This window comes from Pseudoalteromonas sp. A601 (assembly GCF_002165575.1).
GTDB lineage: Bacteria > Pseudomonadota > Gammaproteobacteria > Enterobacterales > Alteromonadaceae > Pseudoalteromonas.
Map to the genome: position 1 here is coordinate 213,816 of NZ_MXQF01000001.1, position 14,690 is coordinate 228,505.

Annotated in this window: 14 protein-coding genes; 5 read left to right on the forward strand and 9 right to left on the reverse strand. The window is 40.1% G+C overall.

Annotated elements, in window-relative coordinates:
- Window positions 1-148: 148 nt before the first annotated feature.
- Window positions 149-2,740, forward strand: a complete 2,592-nt coding sequence (locus B5G52_RS01035) for a TonB-dependent receptor (RefSeq protein ID WP_087530836.1) — start codon at window positions 149-151, stop codon at window positions 2,738-2,740.
- 69 nt (window positions 2,741-2,809) lie between these two features.
- Here B5G52_RS01035 and B5G52_RS01040 read toward each other — a convergent pair whose 3' ends face one another.
- Window positions 2,810-3,415: a peroxiredoxin gene (locus tag B5G52_RS01040; RefSeq protein ID WP_087530837.1), complete on the reverse strand. Its 606-nt coding sequence runs from the start codon at window positions 3,413-3,415 to the stop codon at window positions 2,810-2,812.
- A gap of 256 nt (window positions 3,416-3,671) precedes the next feature.
- On the reverse strand, window positions 3,672-4,385 hold the full coding sequence (gene fadR / locus B5G52_RS01045) for a fatty acid metabolism transcriptional regulator FadR (protein WP_087530838.1): 714 nt from the start codon (window positions 4,383-4,385) through the stop codon (window positions 3,672-3,674).
- Window positions 4,386-4,694: 309 nt separating this feature from the next.
- Between fadR and dsbB the strand changes: the two genes are divergently transcribed.
- Both dsbB and B5G52_RS01055 read left to right on the forward strand, forming a co-directional pair.
- Complete coding sequence (gene dsbB, locus B5G52_RS01050; protein ID WP_087530839.1) at window positions 4,695-5,207, forward strand: disulfide bond formation protein DsbB; 513 nt, start codon at window positions 4,695-4,697, stop codon at window positions 5,205-5,207.
- On the forward strand, window positions 5,207-5,518 hold the full coding sequence (locus B5G52_RS01055) for a hypothetical protein (RefSeq protein ID WP_087530840.1): 312 nt from the start codon (window positions 5,207-5,209) through the stop codon (window positions 5,516-5,518). Before dsbB ends, B5G52_RS01055 begins: the two co-directional genes overlap by 1 nt.
- A 46-nt stretch (window positions 5,519-5,564) precedes the next feature.
- On the opposite strand, the gene B5G52_RS01060 is transcribed toward B5G52_RS01055, so the two are convergent.
- Window positions 5,565-5,864, reverse strand: a complete 300-nt coding sequence (locus B5G52_RS01060) for a ComEA family DNA-binding protein (protein WP_087530841.1) — start codon at window positions 5,862-5,864, stop codon at window positions 5,565-5,567.
- A 260-nt stretch (window positions 5,865-6,124) separates the two neighbouring features.
- Here B5G52_RS01060 and B5G52_RS01065 point away from each other — a divergent pair, with 260 nt between their 5' ends.
- Window positions 6,125-6,436 (forward strand): YebG family protein, encoded by a 312-nt coding sequence (locus B5G52_RS01065; protein ID WP_087530842.1) that lies wholly within the window; start codon window positions 6,125-6,127, stop codon window positions 6,434-6,436.
- Window positions 6,437-6,530: 94 nt separating this feature from the next.
- Here the strand turns inward: B5G52_RS01065 and putP are convergent, their stop codons facing one another.
- Entirely contained in the window at window positions 6,531-8,009 is a 1,479-nt protein-coding gene (putP, locus tag B5G52_RS01070; protein WP_087530843.1) for a sodium/proline symporter PutP, read from the reverse strand.
- 367 nt (window positions 8,010-8,376) lie between these two features.
- On the opposite strand from putP, the gene B5G52_RS01075 reads away from it, so the two are divergent.
- Entirely contained in the window at window positions 8,377-9,600 is a 1,224-nt protein-coding gene (locus B5G52_RS01075) for an EAL and HDOD domain-containing protein (protein ID WP_087530844.1), read from the forward strand.
- Window positions 9,601-9,676: 76 nt separating this feature from the next.
- On the opposite strand, the gene B5G52_RS01080 is transcribed toward B5G52_RS01075, so the two are convergent.
- Genes B5G52_RS01080 through B5G52_RS01100 form a run of 5 tightly spaced genes read right to left on the reverse strand, consistent with a single transcriptional unit; the run spans window position 9,677 to window position 14,690 of the window.
- A complete protein-coding gene (locus B5G52_RS01080; protein WP_087530845.1) occupies window positions 9,677-10,408 on the reverse strand; it encodes a VacJ family lipoprotein in 732 nt (243 codons plus the stop codon).
- Between the two features lie 9 nt (window positions 10,409-10,417).
- Complete coding sequence (gene ccmI, locus B5G52_RS01085) at window positions 10,418-11,707, reverse strand: c-type cytochrome biogenesis protein CcmI (RefSeq protein WP_087530846.1); 1,290 nt, start codon at window positions 11,705-11,707, stop codon at window positions 10,418-10,420.
- Entirely contained in the window at window positions 11,708-12,169 is a 462-nt protein-coding gene (locus B5G52_RS01090) for a cytochrome c-type biogenesis protein (RefSeq protein ID WP_087530847.1), read from the reverse strand. It abuts the gene before it with no gap.
- Window positions 12,166-12,738, reverse strand: a complete 573-nt coding sequence (locus B5G52_RS01095; RefSeq protein ID WP_087530848.1) for a redoxin family protein — start codon at window positions 12,736-12,738, stop codon at window positions 12,166-12,168. Before B5G52_RS01095 ends, B5G52_RS01090 begins: the two co-directional genes overlap by 4 nt.
- Window positions 12,735-14,690, reverse strand: coding sequence for a heme lyase CcmF/NrfE family subunit (locus B5G52_RS01100; RefSeq protein WP_087530849.1), 1,956 nt, complete (start codon window positions 14,688-14,690; stop codon window positions 12,735-12,737). The genes B5G52_RS01095 and B5G52_RS01100 overlap by 4 nt, the downstream gene beginning before the upstream one ends.

A 14,690-nucleotide genomic window follows, 5' to 3' on the forward strand; every position in this document is an offset into this window, starting at 1 on the left:
TGCCTATTCAAATTCCACTCTGTTGTGATTCAATGCTTCAAAAACCGCCCAGCCAAAACAAACAATTTGATAACAACAAATTTACATGATACTAATATTACCGGTTATAGAACCAAATATAATTATCATGACAACAAGGACTTAAAGGATGAAGCAATTACTACCATTTACACCTACCCTACTAGCAAGCATAACACTTGCTCTCTCAACTGGTTATTCTGCACATGCAAACGCAGCAGACGAAGCAAAGAAAGTCGAACGCATTGAAGTTACTGGCTCTAGAATTAAACGCACTGATATAGAAGGCCCTTCGCCTGTCCAATCAATTAGCCGCGCAGATATCGATAACATGGGTTATGACAATCTTCAGCAGCTATTAGAGCGAATGCCCGTTGCTGGTAATGGCACTTTTTCTACCCGAGGTAATAATCAAGACTCAACCGCTAATGGCTCCGCCGCAGTGTCATTACGCGGGCTTGGTGCAGATGCAACACTTGTATTAATTAATGGTCGTCGAGTGGCTATCAGTGCATTTGCCGAGAGCATCACCAACTCATTTGTAGATATCAATAGTATCCCGGTTTCTGCTATTGAACGCATTGATATTTTAAAAGACGGTGCCTCTGCGATTTATGGTTCAGACGCTGTGGCTGGTGTAGTTAATATTATTTTGAAAAAAGATATTAATGGTATTGAAGTTAATTTAGGCTACGGTGGCACTGATGGCCCTAATTATGAAGAAACCTCAGCGAGTATTGTTTGGGGTACTTCAAATGAGAAAAGCAGTGCTTCAGTGATCGTTGATTACTTTAAAAATACCTCTTTATCGTCAAGTGAAATGGGCCGATTAGGTACCGCAAATCAAGCCCCATATGGTGGCATGGATTTTCGCTCATCTCGAGGTTTCCCTGGAACATTTGATGTAAATGGCACCCAAACCCCCGACCCGAGTTGCCCTACAGATCAATTAAGTAGCAGCAATAGCTGTGTATTTGATTATGGTCCTTTTGGGTATATTTCTCCAGCTTCAGAGCGTGTTGGTGCTATCTCGCAGTTTGAATATAACTTTGATAATGGCATAACAGCTTTTATGGAACTGGCACTACAACACAACAGCTCTATCGCAATGGGTGCACCAACGCCACTGGATAAGGATGCAGGCTTAACTGTGCCAGCTAATCACCCTAATAACCCATTTGGTCAACAAGTGGGTATCAACTTCTTTAGAACTGTAGATGCTGGTGCACGCCAATGGGATATTGAGTCTGATACCTTACGCTTTGTGGCTGGTTTAAAAGGCGAAATAAATGACTGGGGTTGGGAAGCCGCTGTACAAAAAGGCCGCAGTAAATCATTGCAAACAGGTGACCGTACTCAAGGCTGGGTAAGAACAGATTTTTTACAACAAGAAATTGACGCAGGAACTTATAACCCTTTTGGTGGCACTTATAACAACCCGGCTGTAATCGATCGTATTACAACCAGCTTAGTTCGTCGTGGCGAATCACATATGACGTCATTTGATGCCAATATAACAGGTGAAGCGTTTAGCTTTGGTGATAGCGCCGTAATGATGGCCGCGGGGATTGAGTATCGTGAAGAAGATGTCAGTGATATCCCCGATGACCAATTTCAACGTGGCTTGATTTTTGGCACCGAATCCGTTTCTGCAGCGGCTGAGCGTGACCAGTACGCAGCTTATGTTGAGTTCTCAATTCCTTTAGCTGATAGCTTAGAATTACAACTAGCTGGGCGTTATGATGATTACAGCGATTTTGGCACCACAACAAACCCTAAAGTAGCATTGCGCTGGGCACCTACGGACGAAATAACGGTTCGAGGCTCTTGGGCGCAAGGATTTAGAGCTCCTTCTTTAGCACAAGTTGGTCTGGGTCCATCAGAAAAAAGTCAATTCTTTGTTGATACCTATCGCTGTCAGGCTACTGGTCTTGACTGTGATGCCCTTGATTACAATATTCAATTTGCAGGTAATCCTGATTTACAAGCCGAAGAGTCTGAGTCATGGAACGTTGGCTTTATTTGGGCTCCTACAGCAGAGCTTGGTTTAAGTATCGATGTCTGGAGTATAACTCAAGACAATAAAATTGATGAGCAAGGATTTGGCCCTATCTATGATGCAGAATGTGATAATCAAAACAGTACTATCTGTGTTCGTTTGGCCCCATCTGGAAACGAAACCCTTGGAGTGATACAAAAAATTCACAGTACTTTTGAGAATGTCTCTTCACAAGAAGTATCTGGTATCGACTTCTCGGCAAACTATAATCATTCATTGGATGAGTTAGGTTTACTTAAATTCAATTTAGAATGGGCGTACCAAAATAAATTTGAAAAAGATGGCCGTGATTATACTGGTGAATATGGCTATCCAGAGCACCGTGGGATCTTTTCAACTAATTGGGAATTAGGTGAATTTAACACCAATGTAAATATCAGTTATGTCGGGGAGTTTGAAGATACCCCTGATATTGATTTTGATGGCACGCTCGATTTCGATAGCAACACATCGAGAATGGTTGACTCACAAGTGCTGGTTGATTTACAAACTGCTTATCGCATTACTGAATCAACCAAAGTATCAATTGGGGTTAACAACTTATTTGACGAAGAACCACCGTTTGCTATTGGCGATGGTGATAGCGACTTGTATGGCTACGCATCAGCAGTGCACAATCCTAGAGGACGTTACATTTACACAAAAGTGTCGTTCTCATTCTAGAAGTAAAGATAACAAAAAACCCGCCATTTGGCGGGTTTTTTTATAGTCTAAAACAAAAGCAAACCTATATTATAGGTCGCCTTCGTTTTCAGATAGGAATTTTGCAACGCCTGCAGGGCTTGCGTCCATACCTTTTTTACCTTCAGTCCAACCAGCAGGACATACTTCGCCGTGCTCGCTGTGGAACGCTAGTGCATCAACCATACGTAACATTTCATCGATATTACGGCCAAGCGGTAAATCGTTAACTACTTGGTGACGTACGTTAGCTTCTTCGTCGATTAGGAATGAACCACGAAATGCAACGCCAGCTTCTGGGTGCTCAACGTCATATGCTTTACAGATTTCGTGCTTAACGTCTGCAACTAGTGCATATTTAACTTCACCGATACCGCCGTCTGCAACAGCAGTTTTACGCCATGCGTTGTGCGAGAATTGTGAATCGATAGAAACACCAATTACTTCAACGCCACGCTTTTGAAATTCTTCATAACGCTTGTCAAAAGCAATTAGTTCAGAAGGACATACGAAAGTGAAATCGAGTGGGTAAAAGAAGATAACTGCTTTTTTACCTTTGATTGTTTCGTGAAGATTGTAGCTATCTACGATCTCGCCGTTACCTAGTACTGCTGCAGCGGTAAAGTCTGGTGCCTGGCGGCCTACTAATACACCCATTTTATTCTCCAAATATTTAGGTTTATTTCTAATTGCTTACGCAATGCTTGCTTTATTATGGGATCTAAAAATTAAATACCAAGGGCTAGCACGCATAATTGTGGAAATATTTTAGGGGTAATCAGAACAAATAGACAATCAGATTTTCAAATCACAGCAATCGAAAATATAGAATACTTAAATACGCAGCAATCACGCAGTAAACACGCACAAAAAAACCTGTAAAAACAGGCTTTTTATTTTAATGCTTTGATAGTTAATCCATAATATCTTCTGGCATATCACCGCGAATTTCTTGCCAAATTTCACCTGTCTGGTGACCATATTTACGCATCATAGAAATAGCGCCATCATGCTCTCGGTTTTCAGCTAAAGTCGTCAAGTCTTTGTAAAATTGACGTGCTAGCTGGCGAGTACCGGGATCTGAAAAATAATGGCAACCAATTTTGGAGTAAAAGCCTTTAAAGCCATTTAAAATTAGTACGTATATACGGTTGTTACCTGCAACCGCTAATTCGTGATGAACTTTATAATCATAATCGGCAAATGCTTGCGCGCTGTCTTCTAACTCATCACTTTGTGAAAGAATTTCAATGACACGCTCTGGCGCTAACTTGATTGCAGCACGTGTATAGATTGCACTGATATTAGTACGTGCAGAAAGTAACTGGTCGGTAAGTTCTGGCATTTTGTCTTCATCAAGACGAGCGAGTGTTTCAAGAATATTTAAGCCAGATGTTTCCCAAAAATTATTTACTCGTGTGGGTTTACCATGTTGAATTGTTAACCAACCATCACGTGCTAAACGCTGCAGCACTTCACGTAATGTAGTACGCGTAACACCGATTAGCTCTGATAACTCGCGTTCAGCAGGAAGTATAGAGCCTGGAGGGAAATCACCATTCCAGATTGATTCAACAATATACTCTTCTGCAAATCCAGCTGGACTTTTCGCTTTAAAAATTCTCATTCAATTCCCACTCGAGTTATCAATATTACTTCACTTAAACACTATTAACTGACTGATTGTACCAGACGAAGCAAAACTAACAAGTAAAGTAACTCAGAACTGGGCTATTTTTCAGGTTTGTGCAATGCAGATAATAAATAGCCAATGAATTAGAACATAACAAAACCTAGACAAACGCATACACCCACATTTAATAAAGCAAATTTAGTAAACTTTACATGATTTTAAGTACTCCAGTAAGGTTTATCCTTGCACCTTGATTAATGACTAAGCCATAATCTCACTATAAAATAGTTAAACGGAACTCTTATGAATTGGTTAGCAAATTTAGCACACAAACGTACGCCTTGGGTTTTATTAGCATTGACTGCTTTTACATTTGAAGTTATTGCTTTATTTTTCCAATATCAAATGGGCTTAGAGCCTTGTATCATGTGTATATATCAACGCACAGCGATGCTCGGGCTATTAATCGCGGGGATTATTGGAGCGATTAATCCTAGTAACATACTAATACGTATTACTGCATTCACTAGCTGGGCTGGTGCGAGTATTTGGGGATTTTTATTAGCCCGTGAACATATTGATATGCAAACAACAACCGACCCATTCGCATTTAGCTGTGAATTTGAGCCTAACTTTCCCGTGCCATTACATGAATGGGTCCCACAATTTTTCGCTGCAACAGGTGATTGCGGTAATATTGATTGGCAATTTTTAAGTTTAAGTATGCCCGCGTGGATGGAAATTATCTTTGGCTTGATCAGCTTAGTTTTAATCGTGGTTGTTTTTTCACGCCTAATGATTAAGAAGAGCGTCTAATGTTTGCGTTTTTTTCAAGCCAAGTTAAGCAATTGCAGCACCTTAAAGTACGTCAACGACAACACATAATTGCAGTTGCATTATCAATGCTTTCACCACTGCAAAAAATCAGCTTACGTATTGTCAAGTTGCTGTTACTCACACCTGTATTCGCCTCGCTTATTTATATTGAAGGTTGGTTAATGTTAGCTGCTTTATTAGTAGCAGGTTTAAGCTATCCATTATTAACCACGCCCGTTGAAATTGCATTTGCCAAGCCTTTTATAGCCGATGCATTAAAGCAACAAGAAGGGAAACAAGGCGAATATTAATTCGCCTTATATTCTAAAGTAATTAACCTGTAACTTAGCTATAAGCTTAGATTTTAATTTTGCCGTCTAACTTTGCCAGCAATTTATCACCAATGCCCTTCACGTTCGTTAAATCAGCAACTGATTTAAATTCTCCTTGTTTTGTACGATAGTCAATAATAGCGCGCGCCTTTGACTTACCAATACCAGGCAACTGCATCAGTTGCTCTACACTGGCTTTATTTACATTGATACTCTCAAGCTTTTTTACCGCCTGACTAGCTGGTGCAGACTTAGTATCACTCGCATAACTTGGGCTTATAAAACCTAAACAGACTAGTACAACTACTAAACTTAGTAACTTCATGTTTTCCTCCGTGATATCCATACATGGACTCAATTAATAGTAAATGTTTACGACACCCTTTTAAGCAATATAAAAACCATTAGGTACTAAAAAAGTGTGACTCTATAAATAAAGTAAAGAGCAATTACTTTGTCAACTGTACCTATAATAAAAAATAAAAAAGTTAACTTGCAAATACGCCCGCAAACAATTACTGTATATAAAAACAGTAATCAATATCAGTGCGTTAATTCACACTAAGCAAATTGGCAGGAGAGATCATGGCTGTTGTTGTTAAATATGTTGTAGAAAGAAACGGAGTCGAGCGAATGACGTTTACTACTAAAAAAGAAGCTGATGCGTATGACAAAATGCTCGATATTGCAGAATCACTTGAGGTAATGCTTGAAAAAGTAGATGTACCATTAAGCGAGCAACAAATTGAATCTTTAGCGCTTGAAATCGCAAAAAGCAAAGATGATTTCATCAATGTATTAAAAGGCGCAAAAGAACCTGTAAGCAAACCTGCTGCAAAAACCAAGAAAGACACAGCTAATGTGGCCGATTTAAAAAACGCAGAAGATAAAGCGTAATAGAACTTAATTCAGGTAATAAAAAAGGAGTTATTAAGCTCCTTTTTTTATTACCCCAAACTACCTTGGAATGATTTGGGAATAAATCTTACTTTTACAGTGACTTTTCTACATCATCAAATAAAGTAGTAATTTCATTACTTGGAGCAGGTGTCGCTAAGCTTACGACTAAAATGGCAATACTTGAAAGAATAAAGCCAGGTACAATTTCATAAATAAGGCTACTGAGTTTTTCACCATCAATTGTTATAGGCGCATAAATCCAGACCAATACGGTTATAGCACCCACTAGCATACCGGCAAGTGCACCAGCAAAGTTCATTCGTTTCCAGTACAGGCTAAATAATACAAGTGGACCAAATGCGGCACCAAAACCAGCCCATGCATTACTGACTAAGTCTAATATTGAACTATCGCGATCATACGCTAAGTAGATTGCACATAGCGCGACAATGGCAACGCTAATACGCCCTACTGTTACCAGCTCGGTGTCACTTGCCTCTTTACGTAAGAAGGTTTTATAAAAATCTTCAGTCAATGAACTTGAACTAACCAATAACTGAGACGAAATCGTACTCATGATAGCAGCCAAAATTGCTGCTAATAAAAAGCCTGCAATTAATGGATGGAATAGCAGCTCTGACAAAATCAAGAAAATAGTTTCAGGATCGTCAACAACAATATTATTTTCGTAGGTATAAGCTGCACCAAATAAACCAGTGCCTACAGCACCAATGGCGGCGATTATCATCCAGCTCATACCAATGCGACGAGCAGTCGGCATATCTTTTACACTACGTACAGACATAAAACGGACAATAATATGTGGTTGACCAAAATAACCTAAGCCCCACGCCATCGCCGAAATAATTCCCAGAGCTGAGCCTGCACCAATCCAGTTAAGCATATCTGGATTAACACTGTGCAATGTAGACTCTAATGGTTGCTCCAATAATGAATACGCGACTGTCGGTACCAATATTAATGCAACAAACATAATACAGCCTTGTACAAAGTCGGTTAAGCTTACTGCTAAGAAACCACCAAACAAGGTGTATAAAACAACCACGCCTGTTGTTATGTAAAGACCCATTTCATAGCTCAAGCCAAACGAGCTTTCGAATAACTTACCGCCAGCAACCACGCCCGAAGAAGTATAGAGTGTAAAGAACACAATGATCACTACCGCTGATACCACACGGAGTAAGTTTGATTTATCGGTGAAACGATTTGAGAAATAGTCTGGAATGGTGATTGAGTCATTTGCTTTCTCAGTGTAAACCCTAAGCCGTGGTGCAACTAAGAAGTAGTTTGCCCAAGCCCCGAGTACTAACCCAATTGCAATCCAAGTGCTACTAAAGCCGGTTACAAACATAGCGCCAGGTAAACCCATTAATATCCAGCCGCTCATATCTGACGCGCCTGCTGAAAGTGCAGCTACTGAAGGTGACAAACTACGCCCACCAAGCATATAACCAGATACATCACTGGTTGACTGTTTATACGCATATAGGCCAATCCCTAACATAACGATAAAATACGCAGCTAAAGAAATAATCATTCCTGTTTCCAAATTTGCCTCCGCTTAAGAAGTTTAAATCTGGCTTTTAATCCTAATAATGACTCATTAATCAATGTAATACAAAAGACATTATTGGTGTAAAAACCAACTTAGAACCTGACTATATCATGGCTGGGGCAAATAACTCCACTCTCTGCGTTAATCAAATAAGTAACTGAGGTTAATAGGTTTTTAACTATTTTTTTTATTTAAGAGGATATAAATGGAAATTTAATATTAATTGCCTTACGATTAAAACAATATATTTATAAAAAATCAGTACTTTAGCAGTAGGTCTGTAAAATATAATTAATGCTATTTTCTATGTTTTGTCTTATATTGCCTTTGTTAATGTTTAAATCAATCGGATCTGTTGTTTATGTATTTTTACGCTGCGCGTCAACCCATTTTAGATCGTGAAAAAAAACTCGTCGGCTATGAGTTACTTTTTAGAGATGGCGTTGATAATGTTTTTCCTGATATTGATGGTGATGAAGCAACTTCTCGTTTAATTGAAGGCAGTCAGTTTAATTTCGGTTTAGAAGATTTAACGGACAATAAACCCGCCTATATTAATTTTACTTTAAAAACATTACAAAAAGGCTACCCAACTTTACTTGGTAAAGAGCAAATAGTTGTTGAAATTTTAGAGACTATACAACCTGGTAAGCGCTTACTCGCGCTGGTTAAAGATCTTAAAGAAAAAGGTTATACCCTAGCGCTAGATGATTACATACACCAACCTGTATGGCGTCACTTTTACCCATATATTGATATTATAAAAATCGACTTTTTAAGCTGTGACACTCAAACCATCAAGCAGATCATCGAAGAAATAAAGCCCCACAAGCACATAAAATTACTGGCAGAAAAAGTAGAAACCTACGAGAAATATCAACTTGCATTAGATTTGGGGTTTAGTTATTTTCAAGGTTTCTTTTTCTCAAAGCCTGAAATGGTACAAAGCAAATCGCTACCTCCTTCACAAATAGCGCTCGCTGAGTTACTTTATGAAACCTCATCAGTTGAGCTTAATTTAAAAAAAATCACAAGCGTATTCGAACGAGATGTCACACTTTCCTATAAATTACTTCGCTATAGTAATTCAGCTGCGTTCAAACGCCGAGCTGAAATCAGTACTATAAAACAGGCGCTGATAGTACTTGGTGCAGAAGAAATTAAAAAATTATTATCCTTGTTATTTGCCTCCCAAGTTGCCGCAAATAAACCCGCAGAGTTGATCCGTTTATCGTTAACCCGTGCTCGTTTTACTGAGCTTTTAGCCATCAATCACAATCAACTTAAAGATACTGGCATGGCTTTTTTAACCGGTATGATGTCATTAATGGATGCAATTTTAGATGAGACGATGGAAGGTGTGATGAATAAATTACCACTTTCTAATGATATCAAGGTAGCCCTTGTTGATGACCAAGGCATACTCGCGCAGTATTTGCGTTTAGTTAAGTTATACGAGCAAGCGAATTGGGAAGGGGCAAACGCCATAAAAAATGAATTAGGTTTAGCAGCAGATAAAGTGCCTGACTCCTATCATGAAGCGCTTAGCTGGGCTAATGAACAAATGATAATATTAGGCGAATAGTCCTGTTATCTTCAATTATATAAAAGTAAAAAGCCAGCAGTTTTGCTGGCTTTTTTCTAACTTCGCGTCAGATAAATTATAGGCTTTCTAAAAAGTCTTCATCAAAGTCATCAGGCTCTTCTTCGATTGGTGGGTTGCCATCGTGCAATTCATAGAGCTGACGTTGGAAGTAAATATCTTTCATAAAGATATAAGGATCCAACGACTCATTAAGTAGGCTCTCTTGCGGAATTAACGACGCTCTTGCCTCTACTGCTTTCAGTGCGAATACAAGTACCGTTTGCGGCGTTGTTAAAGCAATTTCCGGTAATACAAAGCTATCAACAACATCACCAGTCAGGTTACGTGCAGTAGAAGGTCCCATGCCTGGTAGCATTAAGTAAGCGCCATCGCCAATGCCCCATACACCCAGCGTTTGCCCAAAGTCCTCATCTATGATTTCAAGGCCTAATGAACTTGCAACATCAAATAGCCCTAACAAACCTACCGTTGAGTTAACTAAAAATCGGGCAACACTAACGCCTGCATTACCTGCTTTACCTTGTAAAGTTGCATTAATAACATCCGTTGGCGCACTAATATTATCGGTGAAATTCACTAAGCTTCGACGCACTGGAGTTGGGGTAATAGCAACATAGCCGACAGCTGCTGGGCGCAAAATATAAGCGTCCAACACATCCATATTAAAATCATACATGGGCCGATTAAATGACTGTAGCGGATCTCGCTCATCCGCTTTTTCTTCAGGAACTTGTGCACAACCGGCACTGATCAATAACCCTAGAATTATTAAACTTTGTTTGAACATTTTTTATCCTTAAGGCAGAATCTCATCAATGAGTAATGTATGTTGCGTGATATTTTCACGCTCTAATATTGGCGAACGACCTTCTAACTCACCTGTTGAAGGCATCACAGAGGCATCTTTCGAAATTCGTGCCGTGATCACAACTTCTTTAGATGATGATAGCGTGAGCCCATCTACCATTGAGTTACTATCACTTAACTGCACTTTAAGAGGAAAACTAAACTGGGTCAACTTTACTACTGCAAGCGGCATCGGTGGGCCATTCGCAGCTTTTGCAAAAACAAATAAAGTGCCATTGTCTGGCAAGTTATCGACTAATGTTGGTGCTAACTCCACAGTGACCATAATAGCACTTGAATCTGTAGCTACATCTGAATTTGATTGAGTTGCAGCATTCGCCACAGGGGTTAGACTGTTTTGTTGCTCAGCAATTTTTTGTTCAATGTCAACTATTCGCTGCTCAACCATTGCGTAGCGGCTATCGTTTGGCTCCATTGAACTGAGTAATACTTCAAATGCTGATTTTGCTTGCGCCCAGTCATGGCGCTCATAAGCAATCAATGCAAGCAAGGAAATGGCATCAATGTTAGTTGGTTCATCTTTTAATACGCGCGATAACATACCTGCTGCACGCGTCATATTTGCTTCACTGCCCTCAAGTAACAACACTTGGCTGTAACTCACTAACACGCCTAGATGATCCGGGTTAATTTGCAATACCTTATCAAACGACTGCTGCGCCATATCAAATTCATTCAGTGACATAGCGACGCGACCGAGTAGCATCCAAGCAACTTGGTCATCGCCATTTTTTGCCAACTTTGTACGTAAACCTAAAGCAAAAGCTTGCAGCTCATTCTGACTAAGAGGCTCACCCGTTTGCATCACAGCACGTTCACCATACTCAGGTAAATTTTCCATCGCTGTATACCAGCTTTCAAGTTGCTGTTGAGACCCCGTTGCAGAATAAAAAACCAAGCTAAGCACAACTAAAAAAGCACTTCCCGTCAAAGCAAAAATCACATTGTTGCCACGGCTATAAAGCGATTTTTCTGGCGAAAGCTCGTTTAATAAGCGACGCTTTAATTCAATAACAGATTCATTATAACTTTGCTGCTCAATACGTTGTTCTTGTAAATCGTTTGCAAGTTCTTCCGAGCGCTGCTGATAAATTGCGATCAGATCTGAATTAGCATTATGCGTCACACTTTGCACACGCTCTTTTTTTAAAAAAGGTAAAGCCACAAACCCCACTGCTACTAAAGTTAGTAGCGCAAAAGAAGCCCACATTAAAATCATTTAGCTTTGCTCCTGACGTTGATTCTGAGCAATTAATTTTGCTAATAACGCTTCGTCTTGTTCGTCCCAAGTTTGCTTAACAGCAGCTTTGCGTTGACGAATAACTATAAAACCCAAGCCAAAAATAACAATCAGCACAGGAAATACCCACAACACTAAAGTAGCGGGTGTAACAGGTGGGTCGTAATGTACAAAGTAGCCATATCGGTCAATCATGTAGTCAATGACTTCATCTTTTGATTTACCCTCTTGTACTAAGGTAAGTACCTTATCTCGTAAATCTTTTGCAACTACTGCATCCGAATCAGCAATATTTTGATTCTGACATTTAGGACAACGTAGCTCTTTTGTTAACTCACCAAAACGCTGTGCCTGTTCATCATTAGCAAATTCGTACCTGTCTTGCTCAGCTGATACAGCAAAACTGATAAGTAAAACCAAGCTGATTAAAAAATACTTCATGGCTGTAACTCCTGCATGATTGGTGCAAATTTCGCACGCCAAACTCGTGGGTTAATATCGCCGGTATGATGCAACAAAATAGTACCTTTACGATCGACCAAAAATGTCTCCGGTGCACCTGAGACGCCTAAATCAAGCGCTAATGTTCGCTCTAAGTCAAGAATATTAAATTGATACGGGTCGCCTGCTCGGCTTAACATACTACTTACTTCTTCTCGCAGTGCTGCCATATCAAACGCACCATCAAAATCAGCATCGTAGCTTTGCACATAATAAAGGCCGACAATTTTTACGCCTTGCTCGCGCAGCTTAGTTAAGTAACCAAGCTCGGCTAAACACGTTGGGCACCACGTGCCCCACACATTGAGTATATACACTTCGCCTTCGAGATCCGCTTGCTGCCAGCGTTTATTATCTTGCATAAGATCTGGCAAGTTAAAAGCCGGCATTGTATGGCCAATCCTTCCTGTTTGTAATTCACGAGGATTGGCAAATAACCCTTGATATAAAAACACACAGACCAAAATGAATGCCAAAAGTGGCAATAACGCTAAAAATTTACGATTCATGCTACCTCCTGCTCACGTTTTTTATTATTACGATAGCGTTTATCGCCTAAAATCATAAACCCGGCTAAAGAAATAAGTAAGCCGCCTAGCCACATCCAACGCACAAATGGTTTATGATAAATCCGCAATGACCAGCCACCATTACTAAGCTGCTCGCCTAGGGCAAGGTATAAATCACGAGAAAAACCAGCATCAATGGCCGCTTCAGTCATAAACTGCATGCCGATATCATACTGGCGTTTCTCAGCATGCAATTTGGTAACTACATTGTTATTTTTAAGCACAGTTACTACCCCTGCATGGCCACTGTAATTAGGCCCTCGGATGCTTTTAACTCCCTCAAAACGGTAGTCATATTGATTCAGCGAAACTACATCTAATGGCTTCATTGAAACATCGCGCTCAACCGAATAGGCTGATGTCAAAGTAACCCCAGCAATTACAAATGCAATTCCAACGTGACCAAGTACCATAGCCCAGTAACTTAAGCTTAAACGCTTCAAGCCGTTTGTTAAACTGCCATGTACACGGGTTTTATCAAAGACATCAAGGCCTGTTGTAAATACAATCCAAATTGCTAATGTTGTTGCTAACAGCGTTAGAGGAGCGACAACATCGTAGCTTAAAAACAACCAAACTGACGTAACAACAATACTCGCGATAGCACTAAGCAGCATTTTATTTTGTAAAAATGTCCACTTATTTTGTTTCCAACGCAATAAGGGCCCAATCCCCATTAAGATTGCAAATGGCACTAATAAAATTGCAAACATTTTATTAAAAAACGGTTCGCCTATTGAAATACTGCCTAAGCCCATCTCCTTATGAACCATTGGAAGTAAAGTGCCCAGTAATACAATAAACGTCGCAACAACTAAAAATATATTATTAAGCCAAAGTGCCACTTCACGGGAAATCAGTTTATAACGCCCTTCACTTTTCACTTGTGATACGCGAAGTGCATAAAGTGTAAGACCGCCACCCACAACAATAGCTAAAAAGGCAAGAATAAATAAGCCACGATCAGGGTCTGTAGCAAACGCATGAACAGAAACAATAATCCCTGAACGAACAATAAAAGTACCTAGAAGACTCAACGAAAAAGCAGCGATGGCCAGCAATACAGTCCAGGATTTAAATACGCCACGCTTTTCTGTCACTGACAATGAGTGTAATAACGCAGTCGCAACCAGCCAAGGCATTAAGGAGGCATTTTCTACCGGATCCCAAAACCACCAACCGCCCCAGCCAAGCTCGGAATAAGCCCACCAGCTACCAATAGTGATACCGAGTGTTAAAAAGCCCCATGCAGTCATTGTCCACGGGCGTGACCATTTCGCCCATGAGTTATCAAGCTTACCTGTCAATAAAGCTGCAATCGCAAATGAAAACGACACAGATAACCCAACATAGCCCATATACAATAATGGCGGGTGAATAATCATGCCTGGGTCTTGTAATAGTGGGTTTAAATCTCGCCCCTCTACAGGGTAGTAAGGTAATAACAGCTCAAATGGGCTCGACATTAACAAGGTATAAAGCATAAAGCCGACACCTAAGAAGCCAAGTACACCCAGAACTCGCGCTCGTAATATCCAAGGCAGTGAACGTGAACGCACCGCAACAACAGCAGTCCAGCCAGCTTGCATAACTAACCACAGTAAGATGGCCCCTTCATGGCCTCCCCATGTCGAGGTTATTTTGTAATACCATGGCAAGGTACTACTTGAATGATAGGCTACATAAGCGACAGTAAAATCATCCGTCAAACTTGCATAAATAAGTGCTGCAAACGAAATTAGAACAAAAGCAAACTGGCCGACAGCTAACGAGGGGGCTGCACGCATTAAACGCAAATTACCAGTATGCGCGCCCCACAAAGGAAAAATACATAATAAAACACTTAGCACCATGGCCAGTGTTAAAGAAAAATAACCAATTTCAGGGATCAT